At 64.2% G+C, this 19306-nt stretch carries 16 protein-coding genes, 1 pseudogene and 1 riboswitch; of the genes and pseudogenes, 8 read left to right on the top strand and 9 right to left on the bottom strand.

The features are described 5' to 3' along the window. Positions 1-96: 96 nt before the first annotated feature. Positions 97-2226 (bottom strand): MMPL family transporter, encoded by a 2130-nt coding sequence (locus tag AB0O58_RS23945; protein ID WP_167327208.1) that lies wholly within the window; start codon positions 2224-2226, stop codon positions 97-99. A gap of 127 nt (positions 2227-2353) precedes the next feature. Between AB0O58_RS23945 and AB0O58_RS23940 the strand changes: the two genes are divergently transcribed. Then, positions 2354-5629: an error-prone DNA polymerase gene (locus tag AB0O58_RS23940; RefSeq protein ID WP_283542199.1), complete on the top strand. Its 3276-nt coding sequence runs from the start codon at positions 2354-2356 to the stop codon at positions 5627-5629. A 54-nt stretch (positions 5630-5683) separates the two neighbouring features. Then, positions 5684-6184 (top strand): metallophosphoesterase, encoded by a 501-nt coding sequence (locus tag AB0O58_RS23935; protein WP_283542198.1) that lies wholly within the window; start codon positions 5684-5686, stop codon positions 6182-6184. 19 nt (positions 6185-6203) lie between these two features. Here AB0O58_RS23935 and AB0O58_RS23930 read toward each other — a convergent pair whose 3' ends face one another. The 4 genes from AB0O58_RS23930 to AB0O58_RS23915 form a co-directional block, all read right to left on the bottom strand. Then, positions 6204-6929, bottom strand: a complete 726-nt coding sequence (locus AB0O58_RS23930) for an SDR family oxidoreductase (RefSeq protein WP_283550074.1) — start codon at positions 6927-6929, stop codon at positions 6204-6206. Between the two features lie 55 nt (positions 6930-6984). After that, positions 6985-7938 (bottom strand): HAMP domain-containing protein, encoded by a 954-nt coding sequence (locus AB0O58_RS23925; protein ID WP_032400176.1) that lies wholly within the window; start codon positions 7936-7938, stop codon positions 6985-6987. A 76-nt stretch (positions 7939-8014) separates the two neighbouring features. Then, complete coding sequence (locus tag AB0O58_RS23920; protein WP_366238874.1) at positions 8015-10246, bottom strand: DUF222 domain-containing protein; 2232 nt, start codon at positions 10244-10246, stop codon at positions 8015-8017. Positions 10247-10360: 114 nt separating this feature from the next. Further along, complete coding sequence (locus AB0O58_RS23915; protein ID WP_032400124.1) at positions 10361-10684, bottom strand: helix-turn-helix domain-containing protein; 324 nt, start codon at positions 10682-10684, stop codon at positions 10361-10363. A 71-nt stretch (positions 10685-10755) separates the two neighbouring features. Between AB0O58_RS23915 and AB0O58_RS23910 the strand changes: the two are divergent. Continuing rightward, positions 10756-10980 (top strand): annotated as a pseudogene (locus tag AB0O58_RS23910) (SDR family NAD(P)-dependent oxidoreductase); the annotation flags it as partial. A 142-nt stretch (positions 10981-11122) separates the two neighbouring features. Next, complete coding sequence (locus tag AB0O58_RS23905) at positions 11123-11509, top strand: SDR family oxidoreductase (RefSeq protein ID WP_329955356.1); 387 nt, start codon at positions 11123-11125, stop codon at positions 11507-11509. A 26-nt stretch (positions 11510-11535) separates the two neighbouring features. Here the strand turns inward: AB0O58_RS23905 and AB0O58_RS23900 are convergent, their stop codons facing one another. Both AB0O58_RS23900 and AB0O58_RS23895 read right to left on the bottom strand, forming a co-directional pair. After that, entirely contained in the window at positions 11536-12090 is a 555-nt protein-coding gene (locus AB0O58_RS23900) for a DUF6764 family protein (protein WP_176456807.1), read from the bottom strand. A gap of 564 nt (positions 12091-12654) precedes the next feature. Next, positions 12655-13119 carry a tRNA (cytidine(34)-2'-O)-methyltransferase gene (locus AB0O58_RS23895; protein ID WP_179284834.1) on the bottom strand — a complete coding sequence of 155 codons (465 nt, stop codon included), beginning with the start codon at positions 13117-13119 and terminating at the stop codon, positions 12655-12657. Between the two features lie 33 nt (positions 13120-13152). On the opposite strand from AB0O58_RS23895, the gene AB0O58_RS23890 reads away from it, so the two are divergent. The 3 genes from AB0O58_RS23890 (at position 13153) to AB0O58_RS23880 (ending at position 15003) form a co-directional block, all read left to right on the top strand. Then, positions 13153-13761 (top strand): pentapeptide repeat-containing protein, encoded by a 609-nt coding sequence (locus AB0O58_RS23890; RefSeq protein ID WP_032400122.1) that lies wholly within the window; start codon positions 13153-13155, stop codon positions 13759-13761. Positions 13762-13817: 56 nt separating this feature from the next. Further along, positions 13818-14675 carry a bifunctional methylenetetrahydrofolate dehydrogenase/methenyltetrahydrofolate cyclohydrolase gene (locus AB0O58_RS23885; protein WP_032400121.1) on the top strand — a complete coding sequence of 286 codons (858 nt, stop codon included), beginning with the start codon at positions 13818-13820 and terminating at the stop codon, positions 14673-14675. Positions 14676-14757: 82 nt separating this feature from the next. Continuing rightward, positions 14758-15003, top strand: a complete 246-nt coding sequence (locus tag AB0O58_RS23880) for a DUF3017 domain-containing protein (protein ID WP_045842095.1) — start codon at positions 14758-14760, stop codon at positions 15001-15003. Between the two features lie 20 nt (positions 15004-15023). On the opposite strand, the gene AB0O58_RS23875 is transcribed toward AB0O58_RS23880, so the two are convergent. Both AB0O58_RS23875 and AB0O58_RS23870 read right to left on the bottom strand, forming a co-directional pair. Continuing rightward, positions 15024-16106, bottom strand: coding sequence for a homoserine O-acetyltransferase (locus AB0O58_RS23875; protein WP_230593015.1), 1083 nt, complete (start codon positions 16104-16106; stop codon positions 15024-15026). A gap of 59 nt (positions 16107-16165) precedes the next feature. Further along, on the bottom strand, positions 16166-17515 hold the full coding sequence (locus tag AB0O58_RS23870; RefSeq protein WP_283314985.1) for a bifunctional o-acetylhomoserine/o-acetylserine sulfhydrylase: 1350 nt from the start codon (positions 17513-17515) through the stop codon (positions 16166-16168). A 154-nt stretch (positions 17516-17669) separates the two neighbouring features. Further along, a riboswitch (SAM riboswitch) is annotated at positions 17670-17792 on the bottom strand. A 371-nt stretch (positions 17793-18163) separates the two neighbouring features. Here AB0O58_RS23870 and AB0O58_RS23865 point away from each other — a divergent pair. Beyond that, entirely contained in the window at positions 18164-19303 is a 1140-nt protein-coding gene (locus tag AB0O58_RS23865; protein ID WP_032367243.1) for an MFS transporter, read from the top strand. The last annotated feature ends 3 nt before the right edge of the window (positions 19304-19306 follow it).

Below are 19306 nucleotides of genomic sequence, written 5' to 3'. Positions count from 1 at the left end.
GATCCATCACTACAATCACCACCGACCCCACACAGGCATCGGCGGCAAGTCACCCATCGAGCGACTGACCGTCCACAACGTCCCCGAGAAGAACAGCTAGTGCCCCATACCGGCCTTTTCGTGCACCTTCTTCATCCACGCCGGGGCCCACCAGTTGGCTTCGCCCATGAGCTTGACCAAGGAGGGCACCAGCAGCATGCGGATGATGGTGGCGTCGATGATCAGCGCCAGAATCACGCCGAAGCCGAGGAACTTCATGATCGACAGGCCCGAGATCGTGAACGCACCGGTGACGACGATCAGAATCAGGGCCGCGGCAGTGACGATGCGCCCGGTGCGTTGAGCTCCGAAAACAACGGCCTCCTCGGTGGAAGCACCTGCCGAGCGAGCTTCGACCATCCGAGACATCAAGAACACTTCGTAGTCGGTCGACAGGCCGAAGATGACTGCGAGGATGAGTACGACGAAGGTCGACTCGAGCGGACCGGGCGTCACTCCCAGCAGGCTTGCACCGTGACCTTCCTGGAACACCCAGGTCAGTGCTCCGAAGGTCGCTGCCAGGCTCAGCCCGGCCATGAGAACTGCTTTGATCGGCAGCACTATCGAGCCGAAGGCCAGGAACAGCAGGACCAACGTCGAGATCACCATGATCGCGATCATCACCGGCAGCCATTTCGCTATCGCGGCATTACCGTCGTCGACGTTCGCGCGTCCGCCGCCGACGAGGATTTCGGTGCCGTCCGGTGGAGTGATCGCTCGGAGGGCAGTCACCGCATTCGATTGGGACCGAGCCTCGGTCGTTCCGTCGCTGGGTTCGCTGTAGGACGCCTGGAATGCCACCAAATCGTCCTTGGATCCGAGGAATTCGGCTCGGGCCACGCCGGGGGTGGTGTTCATCGCTGCGGTCAGTTCCGCAACGGGCGGGCCCTGAGGCTTGACGCCGTCGAGACCCCGCAGCACCACGGTGGCACCGTCGCCGGTGGACTCGAAGTCGGTGGCGAGGGTTTCGAAGGCTGCCCGTGCCGGGTCGTTCTTCGGTAGTGCGGTGTAGTCGACCTCCCCCAGGGAGACCTTCAGAATCGGGGTGGCGACAATCAACAAGCCGGCGACGATGACGGCGGCGACGATTCCTGGATTCTTCATCACTCGGGTGACGACACCACCCCAGAACTTGTGTGCGCGTGCGTCGCTGCGGTCCGAGGCGGTACGCGACCAGGTCCAGGAGTTGATGCGAGTGCCGAGAAGGGCGAGCAGGGCGGGCACCGCGGTCAGGGACAGCAGGGCGGCGCTGGCCACCGCGGCCATGGCACCGAAACCGAGGGATCGGATCACCGCCTGCGGGAAGACCAGCATGCCCGCGAACGCGCAGATCAGGAGCAGTCCGGAGAAGACGACGGTGCGCCCTGCAGTGGACACGGTACGTACGGTCGCCTCCATCGACGACGACCCAGTGCGGAGTTCCTCGCGGAATCGACTGACGATGAACAGTCCGTAATCAATGGCCAAGCCGAGGCCGAGCAGCGACGCGACGTTGATCGAGAACGAGCTCACCTCGGTGAATTCGGTGAGCACCCGCAGGATTGCCAGCGAGCTGAGCACACTGAGAATCCCGACGAATACCGGTACCGCTGCGGCGATCACGCCACCGAAGATGAAGACGAGAAGCAGAAGTGTGATGGGGACGGCGATGATCTCCGAGCGCACGAGGTCTCGCTCGAGGGTTTGGCTGAGCGAGACTCCCACGACCGATGCGCCGGCGAATTGCGACTCGATGCCGGGGACGACGAGTTGTGGAGGTAGCTCACCGAACGTGTTGAACGTAACTCCCGATTTCGCACCGAGGGAGATGGTCACCAGCGCCTTGGTTCGGTCTTTCGAGACCAGGAATTCCTTGGTCACTGGATCCGCGGTCCAGTAGGAGTTCACGTTTCCGAGGGTGTAGCGGCTGCGGAATTCGTCGAGTGTCGACTGCACCTGTGGTCCGATGTCGTCGATCGTGCGTCCATCGGGTGCGGTGTAGATCGCGACGATGTCGGGGGTCGGTTGGCCGATGCCCTGGACCAGCCGCGCGACCTGTGACGATTCGCTGCCTGCGTCAGCGTATCCGCCCTCACTCAGTTTCGAGAAGACGCCCAGTCCCAGCACGCCGCCGACGGCTACGACCGCGACGACGACGGCGAGCACCCATCGCTTGTGCGATACGACGAACGATGCCCAACGCGTCACAACTGTGCTCCGGCTCTGTGGAAGGGGTGAGTAGCGATTCGACTGTAGTTGATCGTGTCGGACCCTCGTGTTCTCATTAGAACAAGTGTTCGACGATGTGTGTGACGGTGTGAAGGAGGTGGTCTCGATGGGATGGAACGACGGGCCGCCCACCTGGTCGGAAATGGAGCGAGTCCTCTCCGGGCGCCCCAAGCCGGTCGTCGAAGGCGATGGGGGCGACAGCCCGGCGTGGTCGCGCAAACGCGACGCCTACCAGGGTCGCCGGCCCGATTCGGTGGGGCCGTCCACACCGTACGCAGAACTGCATGCGCATTCTGCGTTCAGCTTTCTCGACGGAGCATCGCAGCCGGAGGAAATGGTCGAGGAAGCGGTGCGTCTGGGACTCGAATCCATTGCGATCACCGACCACGACGGCTTCTACGGCGTCGTACGTTTCGCCGAGGCAGCACGAGCCCTCGGCATCGGAACAGTGTTCGGTGCGGAGCTGTCGCTCGACACCCACCGGTCCAGGGCCGGAGCGACCGATCCCGACGGTACGCATCTTCTGGTGCTCGCTCGTGGACAGGAAGGGTATCGGCGGCTGTCGCGTCGGATCGCGGCCGCGCATCTAGCCGGCGGAGTCAAGGGTGAGCCGCGGTACGACGTGGACGAACTCACCGAATCGGCGGGAGGGCACTGGCAGATCCTGACCGGTTGTCGCAAAGGGCATGTCCGCCAAGCGCTCTCGCGGGGTGGGCCGGAGGCGGCCGATCTCGCGCTGCGTGATCTGGTCGATCGGTTCGGGGCCGAGCGCGTCACCGTCGAGCTCACCAGGCACGGCACTGCCGACGACGACGAGCGCAACGACGCTCTCGCGGCCCTGGCTCGCCGGTACGGTCTGCCGATGATCGCCACCACGGCGGCGCACTACGCCAGTCCACGTAGCCGCAGATTGGCCATGGCGATGGCTGCGGTACGTGCCCGGAGCAGTCTGGACGAGGCGGCAGGGTGGCTGGCACCGACGGGCGGTGCACATCTGCGGTCGGGGGCGGAGATGGCGGAGCTGTTCGAGCACTATCCCGGTGCAGTGCGCGGTGCCGTCGAACTGGGTCGAGAATGCACGTTCGATCTGAAACTGATTGCGCCTCGTCTCCCACCCTTCGAGGTGCCCGACGGTTACACCGAGATCAATTACCTGCGGCGGCTCACGTTCGAGGGTGCTGCCCGGCGGTACGGCCCGCAGTCGGCGAACCCGGCTGCATATTCGCAGTTGGAGTACGAGCTCGACATCATCGAGCGGCTCGAATTTCCGGGTTACTTCCTGGTGGTGCACGACATCGTTCATTTCTGCAAGACCCACGACATCCTGTGCCAGGGGCGAGGTTCGGCGGCGAACTCGGCCGTCTGCTACGCCATCGGAATCACGAACGTCGATCCGGTTGCCAACAAGTTGCTGTTCGAGCGGTTTCTCGCACCCGAACGCGACGGACCACCCGACATCGACATCGACATCGAGTCGGATCGGCGGGAAGAGGCCATTCAGCATGTGTACGCCAAGTACGGCCGAACCCATGCCGCTCAGGTCGCCAACGTCATCACCTATCGCGGGAAGTCCTCGGTACGAGACATGGCCCGCGCTCTCGGGTTCTCCCAGGGACAACAGGACGCGTGGAGCAAGCAGATCACCCGGTGGTCCGGAATCGGCGATCAGGACGGCGACGGGATCCCCGATTCCGTTCTCGACCTCGCCCGTCAGATCGAGGGCTTTCCGCGTCACCTCGGCATCCATTCGGGAGGAATGGTGATCTGCGACCGACCGATCGCCGACGTGTGCCCGGTGGAATGGGCGACGATGGAGAATCGCAGTGTGCTGCAATGGGACAAAGACGATTGTGCCGCAGTGGGTTTGGTCAAGTTCGACATGCTCGGGCTCGGGATGCTCTCGGCTCTGCATTACATGATCGACCTGGTCGCCGAACACAAGGGCATCGAGATCGACCTCGCCTCGATCGACCTGTCCGAACATGCGGTGTACGAGATGCTGCAACGGGCCGATTCGGTCGGTGTGTTCCAGGTCGAGTCGCGGGCCCAGATGGCCACTCTTCCGCGGCTCAAGCCGCGTAATTTCTACGATCTCGTCGTCGAGGTCGCCTTGATTCGTCCCGGTCCCATCCAAGGTGGCTCGGTGCACCCGTACGTCAAGCGGCGCAACGGACTCGAACCGGTCACCTTCGATCATCCGTCGCTGAAGAAAGCTCTCGATCGAACTCTCGGCGTGCCGCTGTTCCAGGAACAGCTGATGCAGATGGCCATCGACGTCGCGGGCTTCAGCGCCGCCGATGCCGATCAGCTGCGTCGAGCCATGGGATCGAAACGGTCTCCGGAGAAGATGGAATTGCTTCGTGGACGGTTCTACGACGGAATGCGTGATCTGCACGGCATCACCGGTGCAGCCGCGGATCGAATCTACGAAAAGCTCTCGGCATTCGCCAACTTCGGCTTTCCCGAAAGCCATTCGCAGAGCTTCGCCTCGTTGGTTTTCTACTCGTCGTGGTTCAAGCTGCACCATCCGGCGGCATTCTGTGCCGGTTTGCTACGCGCTCAGCCGATGGGCTTCTACTCACCTCAGTCTCTGGTGGCCGATGCCAGACGGCACGGCGTGGTCGTGCACGGTGCCGACGTCAACGCCAGCCTCGGCCATGCAAATCTCGAGGCAGACGGTCTCGAGATCCGCATGGGTTTGGCGGACGTGAAGTTCATCGGGACGACACTTGCCCAGAAGATCGTCGATGCGCGAGACGCACACGGGCCGTACACCTCGTTTCTGGATCTGACGGGACGCGTCGAACTGTCGGTGGCGCAAGCGGAAGCACTGGCCACGGCCGGCGCGCTGGGGTGTTTCGGCATCACTCGTCGAGAGGCGTTGTGGGCTGCCGGAGCGGCCGCGGGGGAGCGGCCCGGTCTGCTCCCCGGCGTCGGCGCATCGACGAAAGCGCCTGCGCTGCCGGGTATGACGGACCTCGATCTGGCGTCGGCCGATGTCTGGGCAACGGGAGTGTCACCCAATTCCTACCCCACTCAGTTCTTCCGGGATCGGCTGGATTCCCTCGGCGTGGTGCCCGCGAATCGGCTGCTGAAGATCCCCGATGGCGACCGGGTCCTCGTCGGCGGTGCAGTGACGCATCGTCAACGTCCGGCGACCGCGGGAGGCGTCACGTTCATCAACCTCGAAGACGAAACCGGCATGGTCAACGTCGTGTGCTCGGTGGGGTTATGGGCGAAGTACCGCAAACTCGCAATCACCGCTCCGGCGTTGCTTATTCGAGGCAAAGTGCAGAATGCCGAGGGGGCGGTGACCGTGGTGGCAGACCATCTGCAATTGATGGATCTGCGAGTTGCGTCCCGATCCAGAGACTTTCGCTGATGAACTCGGCCTGCCCGCGCGTCATCGAGCAGGACGCCGGTGCAGAATCGAGGCGTGAAGCTACTGATCATTGCGGACACTCACTTGCCCACCCGAGCGAAAGTGCTGCCCGATCAGGTGTGGGCCGCCGTCGACGATGCCGATGTGGTGATCCATGCCGGCGATTGGGTGAATCTCGCGACGTTCGAGGCACTCTCGCAGCGATCTCGTTCGCTGGTCGCTTGCTGGGGAAACAACGACGGCGACGAGCTGCGTGCGGTCATGCCCGAACGTGCCGACGTGGTACTCGGCGGCGTGCGCTTCACCGTCGTCCACGAGACCGGAGCCGCCACAGGACGCGAGCGCCGGATGGCGGCCGAATACCCCGATACCGACGTCCTCGTGTTCGGACACAGTCACATTCCGTGGGATACGACGGCCGACAACGGTCTACGGCTGCTCAACCCTGGATCTCCGACGGACCGGCGTCGGCAGCCGTTCTGTACCTACCTCACCGCGGTTGCCGATGGCGGCGGGCTGACAGACGTCGAGCTGCATCGACTTCGGCCTCGCTGATCGGCATGCCGAGTGTCCGTCACATCCCGCCTGCGACTCGGACGACCGTTCCGGTGGCGTAGCGCGCATCCTCGGACAACAGCCACGACACCGCGCCGGCGATCTCGTCGGGTACTCCAGGGCGGCCGAGGGGGATGCTCGACGCCATCTTCCGTGGTCGCTCACGGTCTTTGTGAAACTCGGTCTCGATGACTCCCGGCGCGACGGCGTTGACACGAATGTTCTGCGCGGCAAGCTCTTTGGACAGACCGACCGTCAAGGTGTCGACGGCTGCCTTGGCCGCGGCGTAGTGCACGTACATACCGGGACTTCCGATGGTGGCTGCCGCGGAGGAGATGTTGACGATGGCACCGCCGTGGTCGGCCATCGCGTGTATGGCGTACTTGCAGCAGGTCAGGACGCCGAGCAGGTTGACGTCCAAGTCTGCCCTGATCGTCTCGATGTCGTTGTTCGCCAGGGTCCCTATTGCACGCGCCGATCCGGCGTTGTTCACCAATCCGGTGGCAGTGCCGATCTCGGCAGCAGCAGCGAACAGATCGATCACCGACCGCTCGTCGGTGGTGTCGGCACGTATCGCGACGACCGTTCGGTCGGCGCTCGACAGTTCGTTCACCACTGCGTCGGCGGCCGCAGAATCGGAGCGGTAGGCGATCACGACGTCGTGCCCATCGGCCACGAGACGCCGAGATACTGCGGCTCCGATTCCGCGGCTGCCGCCGGTCACGATCGTCAAAGGGGCATTCATCGTTCGACAATAGCGAGCGGCTCGGCGGCGACAGCTAACCGTCACTGCTGGGTTCTCACTGCTGGGTAGGTGCGGGCTCTCTGGCATGGTCGACCAAGTCGTGCACCAGTCCGATGATGACGTCCATCTGTTCGATGACCTCCACGCGCAGTCGGTCCTGTTGCTCGTCGGGCATGACCGGGGCATTCGGGCCGTCGAGGGACATCAACAGATCGATGTTGGTGCGCAGCGCGGTCAACGGTTCCATCAGTTCGGCACCGGCGTCGACTATCAACTGTCCCTGTCGTGCCCGCGACCGCGAAAGCGCAGCCAGCATCTCGTTGAAACTGTTGGCGAGAGACGCCAGTTCGTCGTCTCCGTTGACGTCGATGGGCTCGAAGTCACCCGTCCTGGCCACTCGTTCCGTTCCGGCGCGCAACCGTCTGACCGGACGAAGGCCGGTGCGAGCGACGGCTGCGCCGGCCACACCAGCGAGGGCGACGAGAAATGCCCCGACGAGGATCAGGGCAAGCGTGAGTTTTCCGAGCAGTGGTGAGGTACCGCTCAGGGCTTCGGCCACCATGATCGTCTCACCGGAATCGGTGCGCTCGGCGGAGATGTAGTAGCCGCGAACCTCCCGCAGTGACCGATCGGTGCGGCCCTCGGTGACCGCCTTCTCCGGATCGTCGAGCCCACCATCGGAGTTGGTGAAGGGGTAGGTGCCGTTGGACGAGGACACCAAGGTGCCATCGGTGGTCATCAACGCAACTTTGACCGCGGTTCCTTCTGTGTCTTCGATCCCGAACCCGAACAGATCGGCCGGCACTCCCGACGCTGCGCTGGCGATCAGCGCATCGCTGTTTCGGCCGACACGGTCGATGATCTGCGAGCGAAGCGACTGCTCTGCGACGAGGTAGATCGCCAGAGCGCTGACCGCAACGGCGAGCGCGGCCAGGCTCATCGTCAACACTCGAATCCGTCCGTGCAACGACAGCGCCCTCGGGCGGGTGTGCGCACGTGAATACCTCATGGATCGAGTATGCCGGTCGGCAGCGACCAGAATTCGCGAGGCCGCCATGAGTAGGCACTGCAGAGCGCACCGATACTCAGAATGGCGGCTCCTCGTCTTCTTCGTTGGTCGGTTCTGGCTCGGGGGTCGGGTTGTCGGGGTAGGCGATGACGCCTGATCGTCTGGGTTGGGTGGGGATGTACGGCCGGAGGTCGTTGCCGATGATGGGTACTGTGGTTCCGTTGGCTGGCAGGGTGATTCGGGTGGTCTTCGAGGTGGAGGTCCATAGGATGGCGCCGCCGGGGAGCATGGCTGCGGTCCAGTAGCCTGCGGTTTTGACGCTGTGGTGGTATTCGCAGAGGCATTGGAGGTTGTTGACGGTGGTCCAGCCGCCGCCGAGGGGGTTGGCGTGGTCGAACGGGTTGACGTGGTCGAGTTGGCAGCGTGCGGCGGGTCGGTGGCAGCCGGGGAAGCGGCAGTGGCGGTCGCGTAGTCGGACGGCGGCGGTGGTGAGGGCGTCGGGTCTGTAGATCAGGGCTCGGTCGGTGAGTGGGTCGCGCCCGAAAGATGTTCCGAGGGTGGGGTCGGCGGCGATGGCGGCTTCGAGTGCTGCGGCGAGGGATGCATTGCCGAGGTAGATGCCGGAGGGGGTGCGGTGTGCGGGTCCGTGGGCTGAGGGTGTGTGCGCTGCTGGGTAGATCGTCTGGTCTACGCGCTGGATTGCGGACGGCAGGTCGAGGGCAGAGCTGTGCCGTGAGCCCCGGCCGACGGGTGTGTGGGTACAGAACAGGGCCGCTGCGGAGGCAAGGGCATTCCGACGCCCTTGCCGGGTGTCGGGATCGGCGGACGGCTCGGGTGGGGCGTCTGTGGTGGTCGAATGAGGTTGTGGTGCAACCGAACCCGAACCTGAACGGAGCTGTGGGCTCGAACATGACCTGGGGTGCGGTTCTGGGTCCGGTGGCGACTGTGGTGGTGGTGCGGCTCGCTGCGCGCGACGTTGTGTGCCGGTGCCTGTGCCCGGAGTATTGGGTCGAGTGGCTGCGTCGATACCGGACTGCGAGCTGTCCGCGGGATCAGCGCCGGCACCGCCTGCGCGCTCGACATCGTCAGCAGCATTGGCATTTGCGTCGTCAGTAGTATTGGCACTGGATTCGTCAATCACGTTGCCCGCGTCTCTCGTTGGCCCAACCGCGCCGGTTCCCGCGGGTGTATCCGACGCTGCAGTACCTGTCGCGGGCGTTCCTGTGGTCGGACCCGTATCCGTCTGTGTTGCTGGCGCATTCGATTCCGCGGCGTTCGTTTCCACTGTATTCGATGCTGCCGAGTTCGGCTGTGCCGGCTCGGGGTCTGCCCTGTTCGGCTCGTCTGTGGTGTCTGTGGATTCAGCGGAGCGTCGTTCCCATTCCCCGGTCTCTGGGTTCTGCACCGCCAGTCCGAGTGTCTCGGCGAGGGTGACTGCTTCGGTGAGCAGGATCTGCCACTGACTGTTGCGCGCCAATTCCCGCGCGAGATCAGGATCGATGGAACCGTGCCCAGCCAGGTACGCAGGGTTCGCGAGCAGTCCGATCAGCGTCGCGATATCGACGGTGACCATCGTCAACGGCACCCGACGATCCGGCAATACGGTCTCGGTCTCGGTCTTCGGGCAGTCCGCGCGTTGGCACAGGCATGTCAGCCTGGGTTCTCCGTGCATTCGCGCCATGAACGCATCGCACAGTCGTTCCTGTTTGCCGCGGGGGTCTTTCGGGCAGAGCGTGTCGGCCATCTCCTCGAGGAGCTGCCATGCGGCTGCCGCTTCGGGGGCGGTCAATTCTGCTCGGATCCGCGCCAACTCCCCAGCCGGGGCGTAGGAAACATTGCGGAACCTCTTTGCGAATTCGCGTAGTGCTGCTGCTTCCTCGGGTGCGACGCGCAGCAGAATGTCCCAGATCTCGTTCTCCAGTGGACCCGGTGACGACCGTCGGGCTGCTTCGACGATGTCGCCCTCGACGGACTTGACGATGTCGTCGGAGAGGTTGTCGAGGATCCGGCACACCGTACGTACGCGGGGGAGGTCGATGTCACCGGCCTCGAATGCGGTTTTCACCAGAGGAAGCCGGGTGTGCAGTGCCACGCCGACGGACACGTACGCTTCGGCGACGGTGGCGGAGCAGCTCAACGCGAGTGCCATCTCGGTGCGTCCGTACCGGCTGTACTGCCGATGCTTCGCATCCTGCGCGATGCAGGTGAGGTGGAAGTCGTAGCAGGCAGCGATCTTTCGGGCCGCATGCCGATTCTCTTCCCGCGCGGCAGCGGTCAACGCATCCAACGACACCACTGGTGCAGCCATTTTTTTCACCCCCCGGTGACCCCCAGTTCAGAACATGCGTTCGAACTGAAGAAAGAGTATCTCGACCCACCGACAAGAATGCAAAGGTGCCCGTTGAGCACTTGCCGAGACTGGTTACGTGCGGTGATCGGTGTGGTCGCTGTCCTCGTTCCATCGCTGTGCCCATTGCCATAGCGGTTCGAGTGCAGGTCCGAGTTCGTCACCGATCTCGGTGAGACGGTAAGAGCCATCAGGGCCCTTCGCCAGCACTCGTGCGTCGACGAGAGTGCGTAGCCGGGTGGCGAGCACGCTCGAGGATATGTCGTCGGTGCGTCGCCTCAGTTCGAGGAAGCCGAGCGGTCCGCTGCGTAGCTCGAACAGGATGCGCATGTTCCAGCGCTGCCCCAGAAGGTCGAGCGCGGCCATCATGGCACGGCGCGGTTCGTTTGCCTTTTCCATCTCGACTCATCATAGTGGTTCGAAAATCGAAGCAGTTCGAAATTCGAAGCACTACGAGGAGTGGAGAACGAATGACCGGGCGGGCGGATGGAAAGACGGTGTTGATCACCGGCGCATCTCGGGGAATCGGAGCAGAAACTGCATTGCAGTTGGGTGCTCTCGGTGCTGCGGTCGCGGTGAACTACCGCGAGAAGAAGCGTCGAGCCGAGGCCGTGGTGCGCGCGATCGAGGAGGGCGGCGGCACAGCACTTCCTGTGGGTGCCGACGTCACCGACGCTGACGCGATCGACGCCATGCTGAACGTTGTCGTTGCCGAGTTCGGCGCAATCGACGTTCTGGTTCTCAATGCCTCGGGTGGCCTGGAGTTCGGTGCAGAACCCGACTACGCGATGAGTATCAATCGCGACGTTGGCTCTGGCTCGCGCGAGTATCGCCCGTATGGAGCCGGGCTCGCGGATCGTCTTCCTCACCAGCCACCAGGCGCATTTTCACGGCAAGAAACCGGTCCCCGTCGAATACGAACCCGTTGCTGCGAGCAAACGGGCGGGGGAGGATGCACTGCGTGGGATGATTCCTGAATTGGATTCTCGGGGAATCGAATTGGTCGTGGTGTCCGGGGACATGATCGAGGGCACGATCGTGGTCACCCTGCTCGAACGCCGTAATCCGGACTCAGTCGCTGCGCGAACCGCGCAGGGTGCGCTCCCGACCATTGCGGAGTTCGCGTCGGCTGTGACGGAGGCTGCAATCGGACCCATCGAGAAGTCCGGCCGGACTGTCTACGTAGGTGGAGCCGACTACCTCGACGGGTCCGTGTCGGGGTAGTCGGCTCCGCTCGATCGGATGAAGAATCAGCTACCGAGAACGCAGAACTGACCGCTCGTGAGGTTCAGTGCCAACGACAGCGGCCCGACGCAGTCGACGCCGCGTGCCTCGGATGTGGCACCGGATCCCCATCCTGCGACCGCGAGGGTCGTCTGGCCGGCATCTGCCCACGAGTGCGCGATTCCGCCGCCGAGTGCGAGCGCGTATGCCGTGCCCGCGTTCTTGCTTGCTCCGAGCGCGACACCGTAGCCGTTGGCGTAGGTGTTGGTTGCGCCCGGCCCGTCGTTGACACTGACGGCAGTTCCGCTGTCAGCGGCACCGGCGGTGGCGGTTCCGGGTCCGTTCGAGGTGGCTCCGCAGCTCGCTGTGTCACTCACCTGGATGTCGTTGGCCGAGGGCGGCGACACGCACGTGACCGGTGCCGCCGACGCGGTGGCGGTGCCGGCGAAGGCGGCCACCGTCAGGCCCGATCCGATGGCGAAAATAGCTGCGGTGCGGGCGATTCGACTACCGAACCGACTGAACGTTCGCGCGGAGGAGGAGTTGGAAGAAACCGTACGGGGCAGGGAAACAGAGAACAACAGAAAGCTCCTTCACGAGCGAAACGGGTCGGTGCGGCACACGGTACCCCGCTCCGGGGGTCCGTGACAGCAAGCAGACACAGATTGTGTAACGGTGCCGATGGCATCGGGAGATGAATCGTCGTAGAAGTCCGATTTCTCGGACCCTGCGGTATCGGTCGAGCCGGTTCGTGCCGCCTTTGTACTGCCCAGGTTCTACGTGCGCAGTCCGGTCGATTCCGTTCCGTCAGTTCATGATTGGGGCTTGTTTGTCGGCTCGGTGCCGGTGTCCGAAGCGGGTGGCGATGCTCCGAGTCGGCATGCCCGGGCGACCGCCGAACGAAAGGAAATTGTTATCGGAGGGCTGGCGAGCCGTCGGACGCGGCTCGATAGTTGGGTCTCACAGCGCAGGTGCCGTTCCGACCAGATCGATTTGTCGACGCTCACAATCGATTTGACGTGCGAGGACGCAGACGTGCCCACCGGGCCGAACGGTCCTTTCGATGCGGGCCCCACGGCGACAGAGTCCGTCGTGCCCCGGGCACCACGGAATCGTTCAGTCGAGCGCACTCGAACGCAAATCGTTCAGACGCTGCCCTGATAGTCGTGTTGGCGCCAGGCCTCGTACATCGTCACTGCTGCGGCGTTCGCCAGGTTGAGTGATCGTCGTCCGGGGATCATCGGGATGCGCAGCTGATCGGTCACATGGGGGTCGTTCAAGACGTCGTCGGGGAGTCCGGTGGGTTCCGGTCCGAACAGTAGGACGTCACCGGGTTGGTAGGCGACGTCGGCGTAGGAGCGTGTTGCGTGCGCGGTGAAGGCGAAGACCCGTTCCGGGGCCAGTGCGGACCACGCCGACGGCAGGTCCTGGTGCACGGTGACCGACGCGAGGTCGTGGTAGTCCAATCCCGCGCGTTTGAGCTTGGGTTCGGACATGTCGAACCCGAGGGGGCCAACGAGATGCAGTTCGCATCCGGTGCCGGCGACGAGGCGAATCGCATTGCCGGTGTTCTGCGGAATCCGGGGCTCGAAGAACATGAGTCGAAACACCCGGATCACTCTGCCACCACGAGCCCGGGGAGGATGGGGCAGGTGGACGACGAACAGACCATCGGCGAAGATTTCTCGGATTCTCGACTCGACGGGCGGGAGTGGTCGGGCAGGCAGTTCGTCCGGTGCACCTTCCGTGACGCGGACATGAGCAATGTGCGGACCGACTCGGTCGTCTTCACCGAATGCGACTTCACCGGTACCGACCTCACGGATTCGGTGCACACCAACTCGGCCTTTCGATCGTGCACGTTCACTCGAACCAATCTGCAGCACAGCGTCTTCCGTCACTCGACGTTGATGGGATCGGTGTTCGTGGACACTCGCATGCGTCCGGCCACCTACGACGAAGTCGATTTCACGTTGGCCTCGCTGGGTAATGCCGACCTGCGCGGCGTCGATCTGACCGGATGTCGGATGCGGGAGGCGAACCTGACCTCGACCGATCTTCGCAAAGCGGTGCTGCGGTCCGTCGATCTCGTGGGCGCACGAACCGTCGGTGCCAAAATGGAGGAGTCGGACCTGCGCGGAGCCGTCGTCGATGCGTCGCTGTGGGTCGGCGCACTGGTGCGCGGGGCCAAGATCGAACTGATGCAAGCAGTGGCCTTCGCGGCTGCGCAGGGCTTGATCGTCGAGAGCTGACCGCGGTGATCGGCCCGGCGCGCCGCCGGACGGGCAGAACCTGAAACAATGGCCCGGTGACTGCAACGATCCTCGATGGCAAAGCGACTCGTGACGAGATTTTCGTCGACCTCACCGCCCGTGTGGCACGTCTGCGGGAGCAGGGCATCACTCCCGGCCTGGCGACGGTGCTCGTCGGAGATGATCCGGGTTCTGCCGCGTACGTGCGGGGCAAGCACAACGACTGCGCGAAGGTGGGCATCACTTCCATTCGACGCGATCTTCCCGCGGATATCACTCAGTCCGAACTCGAAGCGGTCATCGACGAGCTCAACGCCAACCCCGACTGCACGGGGTACATCGTGCAGCTTCCGTTGCCCAAGCATCTGGACGAGAACGCCGCGCTCGAGCGCATCGATCCCGACAAGGATGCCGACGGTCTGCACCCGATCAACCTCGGCCGCTTGGTGCTGGGCAAGGACGCCGCATTGCCGTGCACCCCGCGGGGCATCGTCCACTTGCTGCGGCGCTACGACGTCGCACTCGACGGGGCGCGCGCTGTGGTCATCGGCCGCGGTGTGACGGTGGGCCGACCGATCGGACTGCTGCTGACCCGCCGTTCGGAGAACGCGACGGTCACGTTGTGCCACACCGGAACTCGTGATCTTGCCGCAGAGGTCTCCCGCGCCGACATCGTCATCGCGGCCGCCGGGGTTCCCGGTTTGATCACCGCAGACATGGTCAAGCCCGGGGCGGCTGTGCTCGACGTCGGGGTCACCCGCACCGAGGACGGATTGCGCGGAGACGTCGCGGACGACGTCGCCGAGGTGGCCGGTTTCCTGTCGCCCAACCCCGGTGGAGTCGGGCCGTTGACGCGCGCGTTTCTGCTGTCCAATGTCGTGGAGCGAGCCGAACGCACTGCGGCCCAGAGTTGAGCGAGCCGAGGTGAACGACGTACAGGATGCGCGAGGCGATCACGTGCCGGGTTTCCGAGCGGCGCTCGCTCGGAATCTACCGATGGTCGTGGTGTCGATCATCGTGCTCGCCGCGCTGGTCCTGGTTCTCGCCGACCGTTGGCGGCGCGGCTCGTTCATCTTCGGGTGCGCAGCGGTGGTGGCAGCGTTGCTGCGACTGTGCCTACCCGAGTCACGCGTCGGCACCCTGAAGGTGCGCAGCAGGGGATTCGACGTGTTGGCGCTGGGAGGCGTCGGCGGCGCCATCGTCTTTCTGTCGCTGTCGATCGATCCCCTGGGGACGGACTGACGTAGACCGATCGACTCGGGTCAGCGCCGTCCGAGGCGGGCGAGCTCCATTGTCTCGGCCAGCAACTTCGCCACCGAATCGGCCTCGGTGAGAAATCCGTCGTGGCCGTCTCGCGACTGGATCACTTCGAGCCCCCGGCACTGTGGGAGTTCACGCGCAATTTCTTTCTGCAGTCGAAGCGGGTAGAGGCGATCGGAATCGACGCCCCCGACGATGGTCGGAACCGGCACGGACGCAAGGGCTTCGGCGACTCCGCCGCGTCCTCGGCCCACGTCGTGGCGGTTCATCGCTTCGCTCAGAAGAACGTACGTCGCCGCGTCGAATCGATTGACCAGTTTGGCGGCCTGATGCTCGAGGTAGCTCTGCGCGGAGTACCTGCCGCCGGCCCACGGATCCTCGTCGTTCTGCGGAGAGTTTCCGAACCGAATGTCGAGTTCGCTCTCGGTTCGGTACGTCAGATGCGCGATGCGTCGAGCGATCCCGAGTCCGGCGGTCGGGGCGGTGCCGGTGTCGTGGTAATTGCCGCCGAGCCAACCCGGATCGGCCTTGATCGCAGCGATCTGGGTGGTTTGCGTTCCGATCTGGTCCGCTGTCGCGCGGGCACCGACGGCGAGCACCAGCGCGGCACCCACCCGATCCGGATGTCCCACAATCCATTCGAGGGTGCGCATGCCGCCCATCGACCCGCCCACGACGGCGGCGAACCGATCGATGCCCAGAACATCGGCCACCGCGACCTCTGCCGCCACCTGATCGCGAATCGAAATTTCCGGGAAGCGAGAACCGTACGGGGTGCCGTCGGGGGAGATGCTGCTCGGCCCGGTGGTGCCTCCGCATCCGCCGAGCACGTTGGTGGCCACGACACACCATTCGTCGGTGTCGATGGGGCTGCCCGGTCCGACCATCCCGTTCCACCAACCGGGCAGTACGTGGTCGGCATCCGGCGGTCCCGAAACGTGGGAATCACCGGTCAACGCATGTTCGACGAGCACGACGTTGCTGCGATCGGCCGCCATCTCGCCCCAACGCTGCACCGCCACGGTCACGTGCGGAATATGAGAACCGTTCTCGAGATCGAGACCACCGATGTCGATGGTTCCCAACCGCCCGTCCGGAGACGGAAGGACCGCCTCCGGACGAACGCCTGTGTTCAAACTGTGGCTCAAGACGCCGCCGCGCGGAAGCCGACCTCGAGATCGGCGATGATGTCGTCGATTCCTTCTATACCGACGGCCAGACGCACGAGGCCGGGAGTGACGCCGGAGGCCAACTGCTCTTCCGGGGTCAACTGCGAATGCGTGGTTGATGCCGGATGGATGACGAGAGAACGCACGTCTCCGATGTTAGCCACATGACTGTGCAGAGTGAGAGCGTTGACGAACTTCTTGCCCGCGTCCACTCCTCCCTTCAGTTCGAAGGCGATGATCGCGCCCTGCCCCTTCGGGAGTAGCTGCTGCCCGCGCTCGTACCAGGGCGAGGATTCGAGTCCGGCGTAGTTGATCGAGACGACGTCGTCGCGACCGGCGAGGAACTCGGCTACCTTCTGCGCGTTCGCCACGTGCCGCTCGATTCGAAGACTCAACGTCTCGAGACCTTGGCTGATGAGGAACGCATTGAAGGGTGACACCGCAGCCCCGATGTCGCGCAACAACTGCACCCTTGCCTTCAGGGCGAAGGCCGGAGCGCCGAGATCGGCGAAGACGACACCGTGGTAACTCGGGTCCGGGGTGGTGAAGTTGGGGTGACGGCCCTGCGTCCAGTCGAACGTTCCGCCGTCGACGATGACGCCTGCGATCGCCGTGCCGTGACCGCCGAGGTACTTCGTCGCCGAGTGCACCACGATGTCGGCACCGTGCTTCAGCGGCTGCAGCAGGTACGGCGTCGCGACGGTGTTGTCGACGATCAGCGGAATGCCGTTCTCGTGGGCAACGGCCGAAATGCCGGGGATATCGAGAATGTCGTTCTTCGGATTGGAGATCGTCTCACCGTAGAACGCTTTGGTCGACGGTGTGATGGCCGCGCGCCACTGCTCGAGATCGTCCGGATCATCGACGAACGAGACGGTGATCCCCAGCTTCGGAAGCGTGTAATGAAACAGGTTGTAGGTGCCGCCGTAGAGCCGCGGGCTCGAGACGATGTGATCGCCCGCCTCGGCGAGATTGAGAATGGCGAACGTTTCTGCTGCCTGGCCCGACGCGAGCAGAAGCGCTGCGACGCCCCCTTCGAGAGCGGCGATGCGCTGCTCGACGACATCCTGCGTGGGGTTGATGATGCGGGTGTAGATGTTGCCCGGTTCCGCCAGGCCGAACAGTGCGGCCGCGTGATCGGTGTTGTCGAACGTGTACGAGGTGGTCTGGTAGATGGGCAACGCACGAGCCCTGGTGGTGCCGTCCGGTGTCTGACCCGAATGGATCTGCTTGGTCTCGAAGCTCCAGTCGGCTGCGGGATCGGTGAACGGATCCTCGGTGGGTGCTCCGGTGGCGTCGACGACGTCGGGGGTCGAATCGGTCATGGCTGGTGATACTCCGTTTTCTCAGACGTGTTTTCTGTCGAATGAAGCTCGAGAACTCGAGCGTTACGGGGCGTATCGGTACAGCAACACATGAGAACCTCCTGACATGCCTCGGCCCGTGGGGACCGAAGATCAGTGGGTCCGCTTCGGAGCGGACCCGCGCTTGTCGATACGACACGGATGTGTTGCATCGGCCTGGTCGTTCACCCGGGGCACCCCACCGCGGTTGGAGGGTTGCCGGCCAGCAAGCCGGGGCTCGATGCTGGCACTCATGACCTGGCAGGAATCTTAGCGGGTACGGGTGTCTCGGGGGAACGAGGGCGCTCACGACCCTCGAGCAGATGCTCTGGTGAGGACAATCACCGCCCGACGACTCGAAAACGAGTCGCCTCGGGGAAGACAATGAACACGACGAACGTTGTGCCGTCCGGTCGGGCTGTACTGAATCGATCCACCAGGTCGTCGATTTACCAGGTCGTCGATCCACCAGCCCCTGGCCCGCTCTGTAATCCGATTGCTTACGAAGGTTGTTCTGCTGTGACTGTCACCGATTCCGCTCTCGCCAGAAACGTCAGCGCCGTACGCGGCAAGGTGTCGAGTGGGTTGAGCGTCGGCCATCGACCGCACTCGACCCGCCGCAGGCTCGCCATGCTGGCCCTGTCCATCGGCGGCTTCGGCATCGGCACCACCGAATTCGCCTCGATGGGCCTGCTCCCGGACATCGCGACGACGATGGGAATATCGGAGCCGTCGGCCGGCCACATGATCTCCGCCTACGCGCTCGGCGTCGTCGTCGGTGCGCCGACAATCGCCGCTCTTGCGGCGCGTGTTCCTCGGCGCATGTTGTTGCTGGCGCTGATGGTGGCGTTCACGCTCGGCAATCTCGGGACGGTCTTCGCGCCGAGTTTCAACGAGTTGGTGGCCTCCCGGTTCGTGGCCGGTCTGCCGCACGGCGCGTATTTCGGCGTTGCCGCACTGGTGGCGGCGCACCTCGCTGAGCCGGGCAAACGAGCCAAGGCCGTCGCGATGGTGATGATGGGTCTATCGGTGGCGAACGTCGTCGGTGTACCGGTGGCGACCTGGATCGGCCAGGCCCTCGGGTGGCGAAGCGCATTCGCCCTCGTCGCCGTGATCGGGTTGCTCACCGTCAGTGCGCTGGTCCTGTGGATGCCGCGACTCGACGCCATGCCGACCACCAGTCCGATCACCGAGCTCGGTGCCCTCCGCCGTGGCCAGGTGTGGATGACCCTGTTCGTCGGCATCGTCGGATTCGGCGGCATGTTCGCGGTGTACACCTACATCGCGTCGACCCTGACCGACGTCGCAGGCCTTGCCCGTGCACTGGTTCCGGTGGCCTTGATGATCTACGGCCTCGGCATGGTTGCCGGCAACTACGCAGGCGGTTGGTTGGCCGACAAGTACAAGCTCAAGGGCACCTTCATCGGGCTGGCCGCGACCGCAGTGTCCCTGGCCGTCTTCGTCGTCGCGGCTCACAACCCGGTGACCGCGCTGCTTCTCGTGTTCTTGATCGGCGCGTCCGGCTCGTCCGTCGTCCCCGGACTTCAGACCCGTCTGATGGACGTGGCGGAGGACGCGCAGACTCTCGCCGCTTCACTCAACCACGCGGCGTTCAACCTGGCCAATGCCATCGGAGCCGCGGTGGGCGGCGCGGTGATCGCCGCAGGTCTCGGCTACACGGCACCGGCCGCCGTCGGCTCGGGTCTCGCTGTTGCCGGCCTGGGCGTTCTGTCCGTCGCCATGTGGATGGAGAAGCGCTCGGCGGCATGAAAG

The sequence above is a fragment of the Rhodococcus sp. NPDC080181 genome, assembly GCF_040702225.1.
Classification (GTDB): Bacteria; Actinomycetota; Actinomycetes; order Mycobacteriales; family Mycobacteriaceae; genus Rhodococcoides; species Rhodococcoides fascians.
The sequence above is the reverse complement of the archived record's forward strand: the minus strand, read 5'-3'. Positions and strand labels throughout refer to the sequence as shown.